This is a genomic window from Cryobacterium sp. M91, assembly GCF_002929615.1.
Lineage (GTDB): Bacteria > Actinomycetota > Actinomycetes > Actinomycetales > Microbacteriaceae > Cryobacterium > Cryobacterium levicorallinum.
The window spans coordinates 1-16,392 of the sequence record NZ_PJJT01000074.1; the positions used below are offsets into that span (position 1 = coordinate 1).

Here is a 16,392-nt window from a genome sequence, read left to right on the forward strand (position 1 = left end):
CAGAGCGGGCAGAGCGGGCAGAGCGGGCAGAGCGGGCAGACCGGGCAGAGCGAGCAGGCAGGGCGGAGCGGCCTGAGCGAGCAGACCCGGCAGCGCGGGCGGGTGGGGCATGGATTCCTTGAGGGCAACCCCGCCCCGATCTCCCTCGAAACGGTGCAACGGTTTCTCTGCAACACCGGCCAGCTGCGGCTGTTGGTAGACGAGGCGGGGCATTCGCTGAAATTGGGCCGCACCATGCGAACTTTCAGTGAGGCGCAGCGCGTGGCCATGGGCGTACGTGACGGCGGCTGCATGTTTCCGGGCTGCGACATGCCACCCTCCCGAACGGAGGCGCACCACGCCGACCAGTGGGTGCGCGCCACCGGCGCGACCGACATCGACCTGGGGCTGTTGCTCTGCGGCCCCTGCCACCGCCGACTTCATCAGGAAGGCTGGCGGGTGATTGGCGAGCCGGGGGAGTTCTGGCTGCAACCACCCGCGAGCATCGACCCGACGCAGACGCTGATTCCGCTGCCCAGTAAGAGCCCGCTCATGCTCGAACTCAAGCGGCAGCAGGACGCCGAAGCCAACTGAACCCAGCAACGCGGATCAGGGACCGCGCCGCGGTGCGAATTGTTGAGTCTGAGCGGGTGCGGACCAGGTTGACGTGACCAGGTTGCCGGGACCAGGCTCTGCGGGCGCACCTTACGGTCGTGGGTCCATGATCTAACCTGGGCCCACGTTCCGGGCCCGGGTCCGGTGCAGGTGCGGGGGCACACATTCAGGGGAGCGGATGGCGCGGGTCCGGCCCGCCGATGGCCCAATCCGGAGCGGCTGTTCTACGATGGCGGGATGACGAACCCGAAGTCTCCGGAGCGTGCCGCCGACCCCGCAGCGCGCCGCATCTCCCGCCGCTGGCCTGTGATCAGCGGGATAGCGGCCGTCGCATTGGCCGCCCTGCTTGGCCTGGTCGTCGTCGTGCGTGCCAACGGACTCGCCCTCGAGGTCGACACCGAGTGGATGGGCGAGGTGATCGAACACCGCGCTCCGATCTGGGAGGTTCCGTCGCTGTTCATGAACGCCCTCGGTGGCGGTCTGTTCGGCGTGCTGATCGTGCCGATCGTCATCACCGTGGTCGTCGTGTTCATCAAACGTCCGTGGGCGGCCGGCTATTATCTCGTGGCGACCGTGGTCAGTGCCGGCGCTGTGCAAGTCCTGAAGCAGGTCTTTGGCCGGGCCCGGCCAGAAGACATGCTGGTCACGTCCGATTTTGGCTCCTTTCCGTCTGGCCACGTCGCCAATGCGGCGACCATGGCGGTGTGTCTCGCCATCATCTTTCCGCGGTTGTGGGTGGCCCTGGCCGGTGCCGCGTACACGATCGTCATGCTGCTCAGCCGTACCTACCTCGGTGTGCACTGGCTGACCGACACCATCGGCGGGCTATTGATCGGTGCCGGAGTTGCAATTGTGCTGTGGGCTCCGGTCGCCGCGAAGCTCGATGGCGAGCGCGCACTCGCCGCCCGGCTGCGGCTTGAACGAGACCGAAAGAAGGCGGCGCAATCGTGACTCGAGTGACCCCGGTGCGCAATGGCGACGTCTCGTTCTGGTGGAACCAGCTCGGCCAGCCAGCGCCGCGGCCGACCCTGCCCGGGTCGACCCGCGCCGACGTCGTCATTGTCGGCGCCGGCTATACCGGACTGTGGACCGCGTACTACCTTAAGAAGGCGGCGCCGCAGCTACGCATTGTGGTGCTCGAAGCCCGCTTCGCCGGGTTCGGCGCCTCCGGACGCAACGGCGGCTGGCTCACCAACTCGATCACCGGTGGCCGCGACCAGTACCTGAAGCACCACGGCCGCCCGGCGGTTGAAAACTTTCAGGCCGCGATGAACGACACGGTCGACGAGGTCATCCGCGTGGCCGCAGCGGAGAGCATCGACGCCGGCATCGTCAAGGGCGGCGAATTCACCGTCGCCTACGATGCCCCGCAGCAGCACCGCCTCGAAGCTGCCGCCCGGGCCGAACAGACCTGGGCGCACACCGACGTCGAGGTGCTCTCGCGGGCCCAGGCACAAAACCGCATCAACGTGGCGGGAATGACCGGGGGTATGTGGCATCCGCACTGCGCCCGCATCAATCCGGCGGAGCTCGTGGCCGGACTGGCCCGCAAGGTCGTTTCGCTCGGCGTTGAGCTCTACGAGAACACCCCGGTGAGCGAAATCGCGGCAAACCAGGCGGTGACCGAACACGGTACCGTCGACGCCGCGTTCGTTGTGCGTGCGACCGAGGGCTTCACGGCCACGCTCAAGGGGCTGCATCGCACCTGGCTTCCCATGAATTCGTCGCTGATCGCGACCGAGCCGCTCGACGCATCCGTTTGGGAAAAGATTGGCTGGTCGGGTCGGGAAACCCTGGGGGATATGGCGCACGCCTACATGTACGCGCAGCGCACGAGCGACGACCGCATCGCCATCGGCGGGCGCGGGGTTCCCTACCGATTCGGTTCGAAAACGGATACCGACGGCCAGACCCCGCAATCCACCATCGACGCCCTCCGCGCGATTCTGGTGCGCTTCTTCCCGGCGACGAAGGACGCGGGCATCGATCATGCGTGGTCGGGCGTGCTCGGTGTACCCAGGGATTGGGCCGCGACCGTCGGTCTCGACCCGCAGACCGGACTGGCCTGGGCCGGCGGCTATGTGGGCACCGGGGTGGCGACCACGAACCTGGCCGGCCGTACCCTGACCGACCTCATTCTCGGCCGGAGCAGTTCGCTCACCGAACTGCCGTGGGTGAACCATCGGGTGCGCCAGTGGGAGCCGGAACCGCTGCGCTGGCTCGCGGTCACGGCGCTCTATCGGGCTTACTCGCTCGCCGACCGCACCGAGCTGACCGGCCGCCGCACGACGTCACCGCTCGCGCGGGTGGCCGATGTGGTGTCGGGGCGCGGGCACTAGCCGTTCAGTCGTTCAGCCGTTCAGCCGTTCAGCCGTTCAGCCGTTCAGTCGTTCAGTCGTTCAGTCGGGCTGCGTGTCGCGCCAGGCGGCGCACCAGCTGAGGCCGCAGCTGGCCGAGTTCGGCCACGGTCAGCGGGTCGGGTGGGCGCAGCACAGCGACACCGAGCTGGTCGATCGCGCTCTCAATCGTGGACCGCGACCAGATTTGGCCACTCAGGTGCACGAGCACATCACCGGCAGCATCAAGCAAATACAGGTGCGGCAGGCAATCGGCCGTCCCGCTCTGATAGAGCTCGACCAGCACCACGCTGCCGATATCGGCGGTGGCGACGTGCGTTTCGCGACCGAGCAGACTCCGAACCGATAGTCGGTCGGGGGTGACGCGCAGGGCCATTTTGCTGACTCCGAGCCCGAAGATCACACCAAGGGCGGTGAACCCGCATTGGATTTCGAGCACAAACGGCCAGGTCTGGCGAGGAATGGACAGCCAGTACAACACGAGAAAGAGCGGGATGAACAGGGCGAGCGCCGCGATGATCGCGTGCGAAATGATGCGCTCCCGCGGTCGCAGCACACGTATTTGCGCCGGTTCTACCTCATCACTTATCGTCATTGTCGATCCCCCAGATTGAGTATTGCGCACTTGTTGTCGGAGTCGCGGACCGAAGTTGGGGGCTAGACGAAGCCCGTCAAACCGACTACAAATAGCTGCCGCACAATCGAGGCCGGCACGTTCCTGTACGGGGCCCGGGCGCGGAATGCGGGCCCAGTTTAGAAACGGGGCCCGGGTTCACAAAGTGGGCCCGGGGAGCCGGGTCCGCCCACGCTTCAGGCCCGGGGAGCCTGACGCCCCACAGTCCTGCCCGTCCGAGCCAGCGCGGACTCCCAGCGTAGAGTTGGCTCTGTGCACTCACGGGCCGTCCGCGAACGCGGCAACACATCGAAGCGCTACCGCCTGCACCCGGCGCAAGTCGTCGTCACCGGTTTTGCCCTGACCATCCTGGTTGGCACCGCGCTGCTCATGCTGCCGAACGCGCGGGTCGGGCCGGGCGGGGCGTCCTTCATGGAGGCGCTGTTCACCGCCACGAGCGCCGTCTGCGTCACCGGTCTGACCGTCGTCGATACGGCGGTCTACTGGACGCCGTTCGGCCAGATCGTGATTCTTGGGCTGATCCAGATCGGCGGTTTCGGTATTATGTCGTTCGCCTCGGTGGTCGGTTTGGCGATCGCCCGTAAACTCTCGCTGCGCTCGCGCATCACGGCCGCCGCCGAAACCAAGAGTGTCGGTCTCGAAGACGTCAAGGGACTCGTGCTCGGTGTTGTGCGCATCTCGCTGGTCATCGAGCTGACCGTCGCGATCATGCTGGCCGTGCGCTTCATGGTCGGCTACGGCGAACCTGTCGGCCGAGCCGTCTGGTTGGGAGTGTTCCACTCCGTGTCGAGCTTCAATAACGCCGGCTTTGCCCTGTTCAGCGACAACCTGATGGGTTTTTCAACGGATGCCTGGATCTGCCTGCCGATCAGCGCCGCCGTCATCCTGGGTGGGTTGGGGTTTCCGGTGATCGTTCAGTTGCGGCGGCAGCTGCGGCATCCTCGGTCAAAGAGTGCCTGGTCGATTCGCACCTGGACCATGAACACCCGCGTCGTCGTGGCCGGCACGATCGCATTGCTCAGTCTGGGAACGGTATATATCACCGCCGTTGAATGGTCGAATCCGAATACGCTCGGGCCGCTCGATTGGCCCGGCAAGTTGCTGACCGGTTTCTTTCAGTCCGTGCAGACCCGCACCGCGGGTTTCAACAGCATCGACATTGGCCAGATGGATTCGGCGAGCCTGCTCGGAATGGACGTGCTCATGCTGATCGGTGGTGGCCCGGCCGGAACCGCCGGTGGCATCAAGATCACGACCTTCGCCGTCTTGTTCTTCATCGTCTGGACGGAGCTGCGCGGCGAGGTTGCCGTCAACGTTTTTGGCAAGCGGCTCTCCCGGGCGGTGCACCGGGAGGCGATCACGATCGCCCTGCTCGCGGTCGGCGTGATCATCGCCGCGACCGTGGCCCTCATGCTCATGACGGATATCTCAATGGACGCGTTGTTGTTCGAGGCGATCAGCGCCTTCGCGACCGTGGGATTGTCCACCGGAATCACTGCCGGGCTGCCCTGGGAGGGGCAGATCATTCTTATCCTGCTCATGTTCGTCGGCCGTCTCGGTCCGATCACCATCGGCTCTGCTATCGCCCTGCGCGAACGGCACACCACCTATGAACTCCCCAAGGAAAGGCCGATCATTGGCTAAATATTCGCTGTTCGGGCATCGTGACCCGGCCCGCCTGGCCGAAGCCGAATCGGTCGTCGTCATTGGCCTCGGCCGGTTCGGCAGCTCCCTGGCCCTCGAACTCATGAAGAGCGGCACCGAGGTACTCGGCATCGACGGTGACGAAGAGATCGTGCAGGCGCACAACCGGCTGCTCACGCACGTGGTGCGCGCCGACTCGACCAAGGAGGCAACGCTGCGCGAGCTCTCGGTGCCCGACTTCTCGAGCGTGGTGGTGGCTATCGGCGGTGACATTCAGGCGAACATTCTGACCGCGTCCCTGCTGCTCAAGCTCGGCATTGCGAACATCTGGGCCAAGGCTGTCAGTGACCCGCACGGGGAAATTCTTACCCAACTCGGCGTCAATCACGTTATCTACCCCGAAAAAGACATGGGCCAGCGGGTCGCGCACCTCGTGCGCGGTGCCATGCAGGACTACATCGAGATCGGTGAGAACTTCGCGCTCGTGAAAACGGCGCCGCCGCGCGCGCTGATCGGGGTTCCGCTCGGCGAGGCGAAGGTGCGCGCCCGCTACGGTGTGACCGTGACGGCGTTTCATCGGCCTGGCGTGGGCTGGAGCTACACCTCGCTCGACACGGTGATCGAAGATGGCGACATCATTCTGATCGCCGGGGAGTCGGCGCGGGTCGAAAAGTACAGCCTGATGCGATGAGCGATCCCTTCGCTTTTCTAGCGGATGCCCCGCTCGGCACCCGGGTCGTCGTGCGCACGCGAATCCCCGGTGGCTATACGGACGCGCTCGGGTTTTTGCGCAGCCGCAGCGCGGCATCCGTTTCGGTGGAAACCAAGCGCGGACTGGTGACTCTCGCGATGGCCGACGTCGTCGCCGCGAAAGAGGTACCGCCGGCGCCCGAGCAGCGCCGGCGGCGAACGCCTGCCCGGCCGTAGCGCCAGTCGAGAAGGCCGTGACGCCGGAGCCAGGGCCGCGCCCGCGGCGTCGGCCGATTGCTCGGCTGGCGCGGGAGTTACGCTAATGCGCGGGAGTTCTGGCGGCGCTGGGAGTTGAGGGAGTGAGCATCCGTGGGGCTGGGCTGCGCTGCGCGGGACCTGCGTCAGTGCGCGGGGGTTTAGCCTCCCGCGCAGCTGCGCAACTTCCGCGCGCCGCAAAGATCTTGCCGAGTTCCCCATCGACCAAGGGAAGCGACCTCCAGCCCGGACCATTCGGGCTAGAGAACGATGCGCAGCGGCTCCTCGAGCAGCTGGGTCAGGTCGCGCAGGAACGCGGCCGCGACGGCACCGTCGAGCACTCGGTGGTCGACGGTCAGGGTGATCTTGACCATGGGCACGCTGACGAGTTGGCCATCGCGCACCTGGGGGACCTCGGTGGCCGCGCCGATCGCCAGAATTCCGGCCTCCGGCGGGTTGAGTACGGCGGTGAACGAGTCGATGCCGAACATGCCGAGGTTGCTGATGGTGAAGGTTCCACCAGACATCTGCGCCAGGGACAGGCTGCCCGTACGGGCGAGCCCGGCCAGGGCGCGCGTCTCGGTGGCGATGGCGGCGAGCGACTTCTGGTCGGCGTCGGCCACCACTGGAACGAGCAGTCCGTCGTCGGTCGCGACGGCCACGCCGACGTTCACGTGGTTGTGCCGCAGAATGACTCCATCGCCCCAGGATGCATTCACCTCGGGGTGCGCGCGCAGCACTACGGCGCAGGCGCGCACGAACAGGTCGTTCAGGCTGACCTTGCTGCCGACCGTCTCGAGCGAAGCGTTGACGTCGGTGCGGAACGCGACGAGACGTTCCACGTTAACGACGCTCGTCAGGAAGAAGTGCGGCACGGCCTGGCTCTCGGTGAGCCGGCGGGCCGTAACGGCGCGAATGCGGCTGACCGGCACGGTGACCGAGTCGGCCGAAACGGCGGTCGGGGCTGCCGCAGCGGCTACCGGCTCCGGAACGGATGCGGCGGATGCCTGAGCCAGGATCGCCGTGTCAACGTCGGTGCGGGTGATACGGCCCTGCGGCCCGGTGCCCGCGATCGTGTGCAGGTCGATTCCATGCTCGCGGCCGATCTTGCGGGCCAGCGGCGAGGTACGGAGCTCGCCGGTCGGCGTCGGCGTCGCGGCCGGAGCCTCCGGTGCGGTGGGTGCGGTGGGAGCGGTCGGAGCCACCGCGACGGGGGCCGGGGCTGATGCGGCGGGCAGTGCAGCCGGAGCTGCGGCATCCGCTGCCGGGGCAGTGGTCGCAACCGGGGCAGTGGTCGCAACTGGAGCAGCCGTCGCAACCGGCGCAGCGGGTGTCGCGCCATCCGTGACGATATTGCTGCCGTCACCGATGCGGGCGACCGGGGCGCCGATCGGCACCAGGGTGCCGGCGACTACGAGCAGCTGCTCGAGGACGCCGTTGTCGAAGGCCTCAAGGTCCATCGTGGCTTTGTCGGTTTCGATCTCGGCGAGCACGTCGCCCTTGTGAATCTCGTCGCCGACCTGCTTCATCCAGCGGCTGAGCTCCCCCTCCTCCATGGTGTCGGAGAGGCGGGGCATGATGACGTCGGGCATGGCCGGCTCCTACTTGTCGTTCGCGGTAGTTGAGATATTGAGTACTTCGCGCACGACCTTGGCGAGGTCGGCGGCATTGGGCAGCGCGGCCTTCTCGAGGGCCTTTGCGTAGGGCAACGGAACCTCGGCGGCGGCGACGCGGCGCACAGGGGCGTCGAGAAAGTCGAACACACCCTCGCCGATGGTCGCCGAGATCTCAGCGCCGATGCCGTAGCTGAGCCAGTCGTCTTCGAAGACGACGGCATGGCCGGTCTTCTTCACCGAGGCGCAGATGGTGTCGCGGTCCAGCGGGCGCAGGCTGCGCAGGTCGACGACCTCGATTGACAGGCCCTCGGCTTCGAGCTGATGGGCCACCTCGAGGGCGGTCGTGGTGCCGCGCGAGTAGCTCACGATGGTGAGGTCGGTGCCGGTCTTGACGACGGCGGCCTTGCCGATCTCGGCGACCTGTTCGCCGTCGGGAACCTCGCCCTTGGCGCTGTACAGCGAGAGGTTCTCCAGAAAGATCACCGGGTCGTCATCGCGAATCGCCGCGGTCAGCAGCGCTTTCGCGTCGGCCGGGGTCGACGGGGCGACAACCTTGAGCCCGGGAATGTGCGCGTACCAGACCTCGAGGTTCTGCGAATGGGTCGCGGCGAGCTGCTGGCCACCACCTCCGGGCATGCGAATGACCAGCGGAATGGAGACCTGGCCGGCGAACATCGAGCGCATTTTGGCGGCGTGGTTCACGATCTGGTCGATCGCGATGAGGCTGAAGTTGATGGTCATGATTTCGACCACGGGACGCATGCCGAGCATCGCGGCGCCGAGGGCTGCGCCCACGAACCCCTCCTCGGCGATGGGGGCGTCGAGCACTCGGTCGGGTCCGAAGTCTTCGAGCAGTCCGGCGGTGATCTTGTAGGACCCCTCGAACACCCCGATCTCTTCGCCTACCAGAAAGACCTTCTCGTCGCGTTCGAGCTCGGCGCGCAGGGTCTCATTGAGTGCCTGGCGGTAGGTGATCGTGCGGGTTGTTGCTACTTCGGTAGTCATCACAGTGCGTCCATAACGGGTTCTCCGGGCAAAGCGGATGGCGCATTCGCCACCGGGGTTGCGTATACATACTTGAACAGGTCGGCGACGACGGGCTCGGGGCTCTCGTCGGCGAACACGACCGCCTCGGAAACGCGCACGTCGGCGGCCTCGTCGATGGCGGCGGCATCCGCTTCGCTGAGCACGCCGGAGGCGATCAGCTCGGTGCGAAAGCTCGGCACCGGGTCGGACTGTTGGGCGATCGTGGTGTCTTCGGGCGAGCGGTAGCGGGCCGGGTCGACCACGGAGTGGCCGCGCAACCGGTAGCACATGACCTCGAGCAGCACCGGCTGGCGCGACTCTCGGGCCTGCTTGAGGGCGTCCCGGGCGGCATCGCGCACGGCGAGAACGTCATCCCCGTCGACCCGGATACCGGGCATGCGGTACGACGCGCCGCGCTTGTACAGATCGGGTTCAGCTGATGCCTTCTCCACCGTCGTTCCCATGCCGAGGCCGTTGTTGACGATCACGTAGACGATCGGAAGCTTCCAAAGCCCGGCGAGGTTGAGCGATTCGTGGAACGCACCGATGTTGGTGGTGCCGTCGCCAAGCAGACACATCACGGCGGCAGCGTCGGGGCCGGCCGCTTCTTGATATTTCAGGGCGAGCGCGGCGCCGGTGGCCGGGGGAATCTGCCCGCCGACGATGCCGTAGCCGCCGAGCAGGCGCGCCTCGTCGTCGAACAGGTGCATCGAGCCGCCGCGTCCGCCGGAGACGCCGGTGACCTTGCCGAACAGCTCGGCCATCACACGCTCGGGCGCGAGGCCGCGCATCAGGGCGTAGCCGTGGTCGCGGTAGCCGGTGAACAGGTAGTCGCGGGACTCTATGGCGGCCATCAGACCGACCACGGTGGCCTCTTCGCCGAGGTTCAGGTGGCAGTAGCCGCCGATTTTGGCGCGAGCGTACATCTCACTGGAGCGCAGCTCGAAGGCCCGCACCAGCGACATCCGTTCGTAGTAGTCACGGAGGGTTTCGGCGGGTTCACCACCAGCGGACTCGACTACTGCTTTCGGTCGCGTGCGGGCTTTTGCCGCCATGTGGTCCCACTTCCTGCGTATTTCGTTCATTAAGACTATTACTTTGCGTTGAATGATTTGCTTCCCAGCAGCTCAGCCGGAGAATCTGCGGCGGGAGGGAGAGAAAGTGACTGTTTCTGCTGCCACCCACTGCAGCTGATTCACGCGTGGGAGGTCATAATGGAGTCATGGCCGCCCAACCTCCGAGTTACAAAACGCTCGCCAGTCTGAGCCGCATGAACCTGCTCTACCAGCTGCAAAGTCGCGGAACGATGACCGTGAACGACCTCGCCGAAGCCGCTGGCCTGCACCCCAACACCGCCCGCGAACACCTCGATCGCCTGATCAATGACGGTTTCGTCACCTGTGCGCCCGAGCCGCGCGACAGCAAGGGTCGCCCGAAGATGCTCTATAGCGCCGCCGGCGGGGTCAGTACCGAACTCGGTTCGATTCGCGCCCGCAAGATCGAGGCCGCGCAGGAGCGTGCCGAGCAGTTGAGACGGCTGCTGCTGCTTCCTGCAGGCCAGCCCGCCTTGGCCGGCTGCACCGGCCCCGCAGCCCGGCGTCAGCTCGATGCCCTCGACGACCACCTGGATCAGGCCGGCTTCGACGCGAGCGTCGCCGCCAACGGTGAACAGGTCAACCTGCACGACTGCCCGTACTCGGAGATGATCAAGGATCACCCCGAGGTCTGCGGCGTGCACTACCGGTTGATTCAAGGAGTGCTGGAGCAGGCCGACGGCCCCCTTCGCGCAGTCGGCCTGAACCTCATCGACGCCCCGCACCTCTGCGTGATCGACGTCGCTCCCCTTCCCGCTGAACGCGAGAGCGCAAAAAGTGCCCGATTGGACACCTCAAACGGGCACTTTTTGCGCTCTCGCGAACCGAGGTAAAACATTATTACCGGCACTTTGCGGTTGTTGACCTCGAAGGCAGCGGCTTAGCTCGTTCTGAGGGGGAATAGCGCTTCGGCATTCCCCGGCAGGCAAGGGGCAGCCGTGAAAACACGCACAACCAGTACCACCAGCAAGCCCGGTACCGACGGCCCGGTCGCCGATTCGCTGCTCAAACTCGGTCGCTTTCTGCGCAGCTCAGAAACCAGCGAGGACCTGCGCAGCGTGTTCAAGACCGGCGGCCGCACCGCCGACGCGTTCTACCGTGACCGCTGGACCCACGACAAAGAGGTGCGCAGCACCCACGGCGTGAACTGCACCGGCAGCTGCTCCTGGAAGGTGTACGTCAAGGACGGCATTATCACCTGGGAAACCCAGCAGACCGACTATCCGAGTGTTGGCCCCGATTCACCCGAATACGAGCCCCGAGGCTGCCCCCGCGGCGCCGCGTTCAGCTGGTACACCTACTCGCCCACCCGGGTGCGGTACCCCTACGTTCGCGGCGTACTGCTGAACCTTTTCCGCGAAGCGAAGGCCCGCCTCGGTGACCCCGTGCTGGCCTGGGCTGAGATCACCGGCAACCCCGAAACTGCCCGCCAGTATAAAAGCGCCCGCGGCCAGGGTGGCTTGGTTCGCGCCACCTGGGACGAAGCCGCCGAGATCGTCGCCGCCGCCCACGTGCACACCATCAAGCAGTACGGGCCCGACCGGGTGGTCGGCTTCAGTCCGATTCCGGCCATGTCGATCGTGTCGCAGGGCGTCGGCAACCGCTTCATCTCACTGCTCGGCGGCACCATGCTCTCGTTCTACGACTGGTACGCCGACCTCCCCGTCGCCAGCCCGCAGGTGTTCGGCGACCAGACCGACGTGCCCGAATCGGCCGACTGGTGGAACTCCAGCTACCTCATCATGTGGGGCTCCAACGTTCCCGTCACCCGCACCCCCGACGCGCACTTCATGGTCGAGGCCCGCTACCGCGGCCAGAAGGTCATCACAGTCTCGCCCGACTACGCCGACAACTCCAAGTTCGCCGACGAGTGGCTCGCCGTGCACCCCGGAACCGACGGTGCCCTCGCCCTGGCCATGGGCCACGTCGTGCTCAAGGAATTCCTGGTCGACCGCCGCACCCCGCGCTTCGCCCGGTACCTGAAGAAGTTCAGCGACTCGGCGTACCTGATCGCGCTCACTCCGCGCCAGGATGCCTGGGTTCCCGGCAAGTTTCTGACGGCCGACGCGCTGCCTGGCACCGACGCATCCGTTTCAAGTGCAGCCTTCAAGACGGTCATGCTCGACGAGAACGGTGAGGCCTTCGTGCCGAACGGGTCGATCGGGCACCGGTTCAGCGAGGCCGACAAGGGTAAATGGAACCTCGACCTCGAGGGTCGAGACCCACTCCTTTCCATAGCGGATGCCCCCGACTACGACGGTCGCTCTGTCGCGATCGACCTGCCCCGCTTCGACGGAACGCCCGATGTTGACAGCCCCGCCGGGCAGCAGGAGGCCCAGCAGCACGCAGGCGCCGCCGGCATCGTGCGCCGCGGCGTGCCCGTGCGCGAGGTCGCCGGTGTGCTCGTGACGACCGTGTTCGACCTGCTGCTCGCTCAGTACGGCGTCGGCCGCGACGGCCTGCCAGGCGTTTGGCCCACCGGCTACGACGACGCCTCCAGCCCAGGAACTCCAGCCTGGCAGGAGGAGATCACCTCGGTGCCGTGGCAGGCCGCGGCGCGCATCGGCCGCGAATTCGCGCAGAACGCCGAGGACTCCGAGGGCCGGTCGATGATTCTGATGGGCGCCGGCACCAACCACTGGTTCCACTCCGACACCATCTACCGTGCCTTTCTCGCGCTCACCACCATGACCGGCTGCCAGGGCGTGAATGGCGGCGGCTGGGCCCACTATGTCGGCCAGGAAAAGGTGCGTCCGCTCACGGGATACGGCCAGTACGCTTTCGGACTGGACTGGGTGCGCCCGCCGCGCCAGATGATCGGCACCGGCTTCTTCTACCTCGCCACCGACCAGTGGCGCTACGACGGCCTGAGCGCCGACACTCTCGCGAGCCCGCTCGGCGCCGGGATATTCAAGGGACGCACCACCGCGGACACCATGGTCGAATCGGCCAAGCGCGGCTGGATGCCCAGCTACCCCACCTTCAACCGCAACTCGCTCGACCTGGTCGACGACGCGGCCGCCGCTGGCCAAGAACCGGCCGAGTACGTCGTCGATTCGTTGAAGGACGGCTCGCTCGTGTTCTCCTGCGAAGACCCGGACGCGCCCGAGAACTTTCCGCGGGTGCTCGTGGTGTGGCGGGCCAACGTGCTCGGCTCCTCGGGCAAGGGCAATGAGTATTTTCTCAAGCACCTGCTCGGGGCACCGTCCGCGGTGCGTGCCGTGGAATCGATGCCGGCGCGCCGCCCGCAGACCATGAAATGGCATGAGAGCGCGCCGGAAGGCAAGCTCGACCTGCTGGTCACGAGCGATTTCCGCATGACGTCGACCACGATCTACAGTGACGTGGTCTTGCCGCCGGCCACCTGGTATGAGAAGAACGATCTCTCGACGACGGATATGCATCCGTTTATTCACTCGTTCAACCCCGCGATCGCGCCGCCGTGGCAGGCCAAGACCGACTTCGACATCTTTCACGTGCTCGCCGCCAAGATCTCCGAAATGTCCGTCACGCACCTCGGCGTGCGCAATGACCTGGTCGCAGCGCCTCTGCAACACGACACCCCCGACGGCATGGCCACCCCGCACGGCACCGTGTTGAACGATCAGCCGCTCATCCCCGGCGTCACCATGCCGAAGCTCGTCGTGGTGGAACGCGACTACCCGGCGTTCGCCGCGCAGCTTGGCGCGCTCGGGCCGCTCACCGAAAAGCTCGGCATGGTCACCAAGGGAGTGAAATTCAACCCCGACGTCGAGGTCGCCTACCTCGGCAAGAAAAACGGGCTCGTTCCCAGTGGCCCCGCCGCCGGCCGCCCGCGCCTGTCGACCGCTATTCACGCTTGCGAAATGGTGCTCGCGCTCTCGGGCACGACCAACGGCCGCCTCGGCACGCAGGGTTTTCGGCAGCTCGAGGAACGCACCGGTGTCAAGCTCGCCCAGCTGGCCAGCGACAACGAGGGTCGACGTTTTTCCTATCCGGATGTCCAGGGTGCGCCGATCCCGGTGCTCACCTCCCCGGAATGGTCCGGTTCAGAGCACGGTGGTCGCCGCTACAGCGCCTTCACCATCAACGTCGAGCACTTGAAGCCCTGGCACACTCTCACCGGTCGTCAACACTTCTACCTCGACCACGACTGGATGATTGAACTGGGCGAGCAACTGCCGATCTTTCGGCCGCCGCTGGACATGTACCGCCTGTTCGACGACTCGATCGTCGGCGCCACGAGTAAGACCCCGACCGGTCACGCCGAGGTAGCCGTGCGCTACCTGACGCCGCACTCAAAGTGGTCGATCCACTCCGAATACCAAGACAACCTGCTCATGCTCTCGCTCTCCCGCGGCGGTCCGACCATCTGGATGAGCCCGCAAGACGCCGACAAGATCGGCGTGATCGACAACGAGTGGATCGAGTCCTACAACCGCAACGGCGTCGTCGTGGCCCGCGCGGTCGTGTCGCACCGCATGCCGGAGGGCACGGTGTACATGTATCACGCGAAGGACCGCACCATCAACGTGCCGGTCGCCGAAACCAGCGGTATGCGCGGCGGCACCAACAACTCGCTCACCCGCATTTTGCTGAAACCCAGCCATCTGATCGGCGGCTATGCCCAGCTGTCCTTCGCCTTCAACTACCTCGGCCCGACCGGGAACCAACGCGACGAGGTCACCGTGATTCGTCGCCGCAGCCAGAAAGTGGATTACTAATGCGTGTCATGGCCCAGATGTCGATGATCATGAACCTCGACAAGTGCATCGGGTGTCACACCTGCTCGGTCACCTGCAAGCAGGTGTGGACCAACCGCACCGGCGTGGAATACGCCTGGTTCAACAACGTTGAGACGCGGCCAGGTCTCGGCTACCCGCGCGAGTACGAAAACCAGGACAAGTGGAAGGGCGGCTGGGTGCTGGGTAAGCGCGGCCGGCTGCGGCTCAAGGCCGGCGGACGGCTGAAGAAACTTTCGCAGATCTTCAACAACCCCAACCTGCCGCAGATCGACGACTACTACGAGCCGTGGACCTACGACTACGACATGCTCACCACCGCTCCGGCCGGCACCCAAAGCCCGGTCGCCCGCCCGAAGTCGCTACTGACCGGCCAGGACATCGACATCAAATGGTCGGGCAACTGGGACGACGACCTCGGCGGCTCGCAGGAGACCGCGAGCTCGGACCCGATTCTCGCAACGATGAGCGAGAAGGTGAAGATGGAGTTCGAAGAGACCTTCATGTTCTACCTGCCGCGCATCTGCGAGCACTGCCTGAACCCCGCCTGCGTGGCCGCCTGCCCCTCTGGCGCCATGTACAAGCGTGAAGAAGACGGCATCGTGCTTGTGGACGAAGACGGATGCCGTGGCTGGCGCATGTGCGTCTCCGCCTGCCCCTATAAAAAGGTGTACTTCAACCACAAAACGGGCAAGGCCGAAAAGTGCACGCTCTGCTACCCGCTGATCGAGCAGGGCAAGCCCACCATCTGCTCCGAAACGTGTGTCGGACGTCTGCGTTACCTTGGCCTCATGCTCTACGACGCCGATGCCGTACTTGCAGCAGCCTCGATCGAAAACGAACACGACCTGCTTGACGCCCAGCGTGCCTGCTTTCTCGACCCGTTCGATCCAGAGGTCATCGCCGCCGCCAAGGCGGACGGCATGGCCGACGACTGGATCGAAGCCGCCCAGAACAGCCCCATCTACAAGCTCATCTCCGAGTACGAGATTGCCCTGCCGCTGCACCCGGAATACCGCACCATGCCCATGGTCTGGTACATCCCGCCGCTCTCCCCGGTGGTCGACGTCGTGAGCAACTCCGGCAGCGACGGCGAAGACGCGCGCACCCTGTTCGCCGCGATCGACAAGCTGCGCATCCCGGTGGAATACCTCGCCGGGCTGTTCTCGGCCGGCGATGTCGTTCCGGTCGAGCTGTCGCTGCGCAAACTCGCCGCGATGCGCGCCTATATGCGGGGCATCAACCTCGGTAACGAGCCAGACGAGCGCATCCCGAACGCTGTCGGCATGACCGGCGAGACCATCACGGCCATGTACCGGCTGCTCGCGATCGCCAAGTATGAAGACCGTTACGTCATTCCGAAGGCGCACGTCGAGACCGCGCGGGAGCTCGACGAGCTCGGCTGCTCACTCTCCAATGACGGCGGCCCCGGGATGGGCGGCCCGCGCGAGCACGCCGGCCCGCACAATGGCGGCGACTCCAGCCCCGCGGGCCCGTACGGCAATACCCCCGGCATGCCGCTGAACGCGACCGTTGACAACTACAACCAGATGGTCGGCGACTCGCCGCTCATCAAGACCCGCCCGGTGACCCCTGGCCGGGTCAACCTGCTCAACTGGAATGGTGGCGGGGTGCCGAAGGGCATGTTCCCGCCCAAAGCGGATGCCGGGAGCGCGGCATGAGCGCCGCCACCCGCCTTCCTGCGGCACTCGCTGCGCGGGTGAATTTTGGCTTTCGGGCGCCGAAGGTGGCCCCGCGGTT

General features: G+C 65.9%; 13 protein-coding genes. 9 read left to right on the top strand and 4 right to left on the bottom strand.

Annotated elements, in window-relative coordinates; translation table 11 throughout:
• The 3 genes from CXY80_RS19070 to CXY80_RS04240 all read left to right on the top strand — a co-directional run.
• On the top strand, positions 1-573 hold a 573-nt coding region (locus CXY80_RS19070; protein WP_146070677.1), incomplete at its 5' end, for an HNH endonuclease signature motif containing protein.
• A gap of 258 nt (positions 574-831) precedes the next feature.
• Complete coding sequence (locus CXY80_RS04235; protein WP_104131728.1) at positions 832-1,545, top strand: phosphatase PAP2 family protein; 714 nt, start codon at positions 832-834, stop codon at positions 1,543-1,545.
• Positions 1,546-1,550: 5 nt separating this feature from the next.
• A complete protein-coding gene (locus CXY80_RS04240; RefSeq protein WP_369828627.1) occupies positions 1,551-2,933 on the top strand; it encodes an NAD(P)/FAD-dependent oxidoreductase in 1,383 nt (460 codons plus the stop codon).
• Positions 2,934-2,985: 52 nt separating this feature from the next.
• Here CXY80_RS04240 and CXY80_RS04245 read toward each other — a convergent pair whose 3' ends face one another.
• Positions 2,986-3,546 carry a hypothetical protein gene (locus CXY80_RS04245; protein WP_146070678.1) on the bottom strand — a complete coding sequence of 187 codons (561 nt, stop codon included), beginning with the start codon at positions 3,544-3,546 and terminating at the stop codon, positions 2,986-2,988.
• Positions 3,547-3,837: 291 nt separating this feature from the next.
• Here CXY80_RS04245 and CXY80_RS04250 point away from each other — a divergent pair, with 291 nt between their 5' ends.
• From CXY80_RS04250 to CXY80_RS04260, 3 genes are read left to right on the top strand one after another with little or no spacing between them, the layout of a single operon-like run.
• The gene (locus CXY80_RS04250; protein ID WP_092448287.1) at positions 3,838-5,229 is read left to right on the top strand and encodes a TrkH family potassium uptake protein; all 1,392 of its coding nucleotides are present in this window, start codon (positions 3,838-3,840) and stop codon (positions 5,227-5,229) included.
• The gene (locus CXY80_RS04255) at positions 5,222-5,920 is read left to right on the top strand and encodes a TrkA family potassium uptake protein (protein WP_233194958.1); all 699 of its coding nucleotides are present in this window, start codon (positions 5,222-5,224) and stop codon (positions 5,918-5,920) included. Before CXY80_RS04250 ends, CXY80_RS04255 begins: the two co-directional genes overlap by 8 nt.
• Positions 5,917-6,156 (top strand): ferrous iron transport protein A, encoded by a 240-nt coding sequence (locus CXY80_RS04260; protein WP_104131730.1) that lies wholly within the window; start codon positions 5,917-5,919, stop codon positions 6,154-6,156. The genes CXY80_RS04255 and CXY80_RS04260 overlap by 4 nt, the downstream gene beginning before the upstream one ends.
• Before the next feature lie 278 nt (positions 6,157-6,434).
• On the opposite strand, the gene CXY80_RS04265 is transcribed toward CXY80_RS04260, so the two are convergent.
• Genes CXY80_RS04265 through pdhA form a run of 3 tightly spaced genes read right to left on the bottom strand, consistent with a single transcriptional unit; the run spans position 6,435 to position 9,901 of the window.
• On the bottom strand, positions 6,435-7,766 hold the full coding sequence (locus CXY80_RS04265) for a dihydrolipoamide acetyltransferase family protein (RefSeq protein WP_104131731.1): 1,332 nt from the start codon (positions 7,764-7,766) through the stop codon (positions 6,435-6,437).
• A gap of 9 nt (positions 7,767-7,775) precedes the next feature.
• The gene (locus tag CXY80_RS04270) at positions 7,776-8,795 is read right to left on the bottom strand and encodes an alpha-ketoacid dehydrogenase subunit beta (RefSeq protein ID WP_092448284.1); all 1,020 of its coding nucleotides are present in this window, start codon (positions 8,793-8,795) and stop codon (positions 7,776-7,778) included.
• Positions 8,795-9,901: a pyruvate dehydrogenase (acetyl-transferring) E1 component subunit alpha gene (gene pdhA, locus CXY80_RS04275; protein ID WP_233194961.1), complete on the bottom strand. Its 1,107-nt coding sequence runs from the start codon at positions 9,899-9,901 to the stop codon at positions 8,795-8,797. The genes CXY80_RS04270 and pdhA overlap by 1 nt, the downstream gene beginning before the upstream one ends.
• 137 nt (positions 9,902-10,038) lie before the next feature.
• Here pdhA and CXY80_RS04280 point away from each other — a divergent pair, with 137 nt between their 5' ends.
• From CXY80_RS04280 to narH, 3 genes are all read left to right on the top strand, one after another.
• Positions 10,039-10,743, top strand: coding sequence for a metalloregulator ArsR/SmtB family transcription factor (locus tag CXY80_RS04280; RefSeq protein ID WP_092448282.1), 705 nt, complete (start codon positions 10,039-10,041; stop codon positions 10,741-10,743).
• Positions 10,744-10,848: 105 nt separating this feature from the next.
• Positions 10,849-14,613, top strand: a complete 3,765-nt coding sequence (locus CXY80_RS04285; RefSeq protein WP_104131733.1) for a nitrate reductase subunit alpha — start codon at positions 10,849-10,851, stop codon at positions 14,611-14,613.
• A complete protein-coding gene (gene narH / locus CXY80_RS04290) occupies positions 14,613-16,313 on the top strand; it encodes a nitrate reductase subunit beta (RefSeq protein ID WP_104131734.1) in 1,701 nt (566 codons plus the stop codon). Before CXY80_RS04285 ends, narH begins: the two co-directional genes overlap by 1 nt.
• Positions 16,314-16,392: the final 79 nt, after the last annotated feature.

Coding starts and splice junctions, on each gene's coding strand:
- CXY80_RS04235 (WP_104131728.1), top strand. CDS start 832: ATGACGAACCCGAAGTCTCCGGAGCGTGCCGCCGACCCCGCAGCGCGC.
- CXY80_RS04245 (WP_146070678.1), bottom strand. CDS start 3,546: ATGACGATAAGTGATGAGGTAGAACCGGCGCAAATACGTGTGCTGCGA.
- CXY80_RS04260 (WP_104131730.1), top strand. CDS start 5,917: ATGAGCGATCCCTTCGCTTTTCTAGCGGATGCCCCGCTCGGCACCCGG.
- CXY80_RS04265 (WP_104131731.1), bottom strand. CDS start 7,766: ATGCCCGACGTCATCATGCCCCGCCTCTCCGACACCATGGAGGAGGGG.
- CXY80_RS04270 (WP_092448284.1), bottom strand. CDS start 8,795: ATGACTACCGAAGTAGCAACAACCCGCACGATCACCTACCGCCAGGCA.
- pdhA (WP_233194961.1), bottom strand. CDS start 9,901: ATGAACGAAATACGCAGGAAGTGGGACCACATGGCGGCAAAAGCCCGC.
- CXY80_RS04280 (WP_092448282.1), top strand. CDS start 10,039: ATGGCCGCCCAACCTCCGAGTTACAAAACGCTCGCCAGTCTGAGCCGC.
- narH (WP_104131734.1), top strand. CDS start 14,613: ATGCGTGTCATGGCCCAGATGTCGATGATCATGAACCTCGACAAGTGC.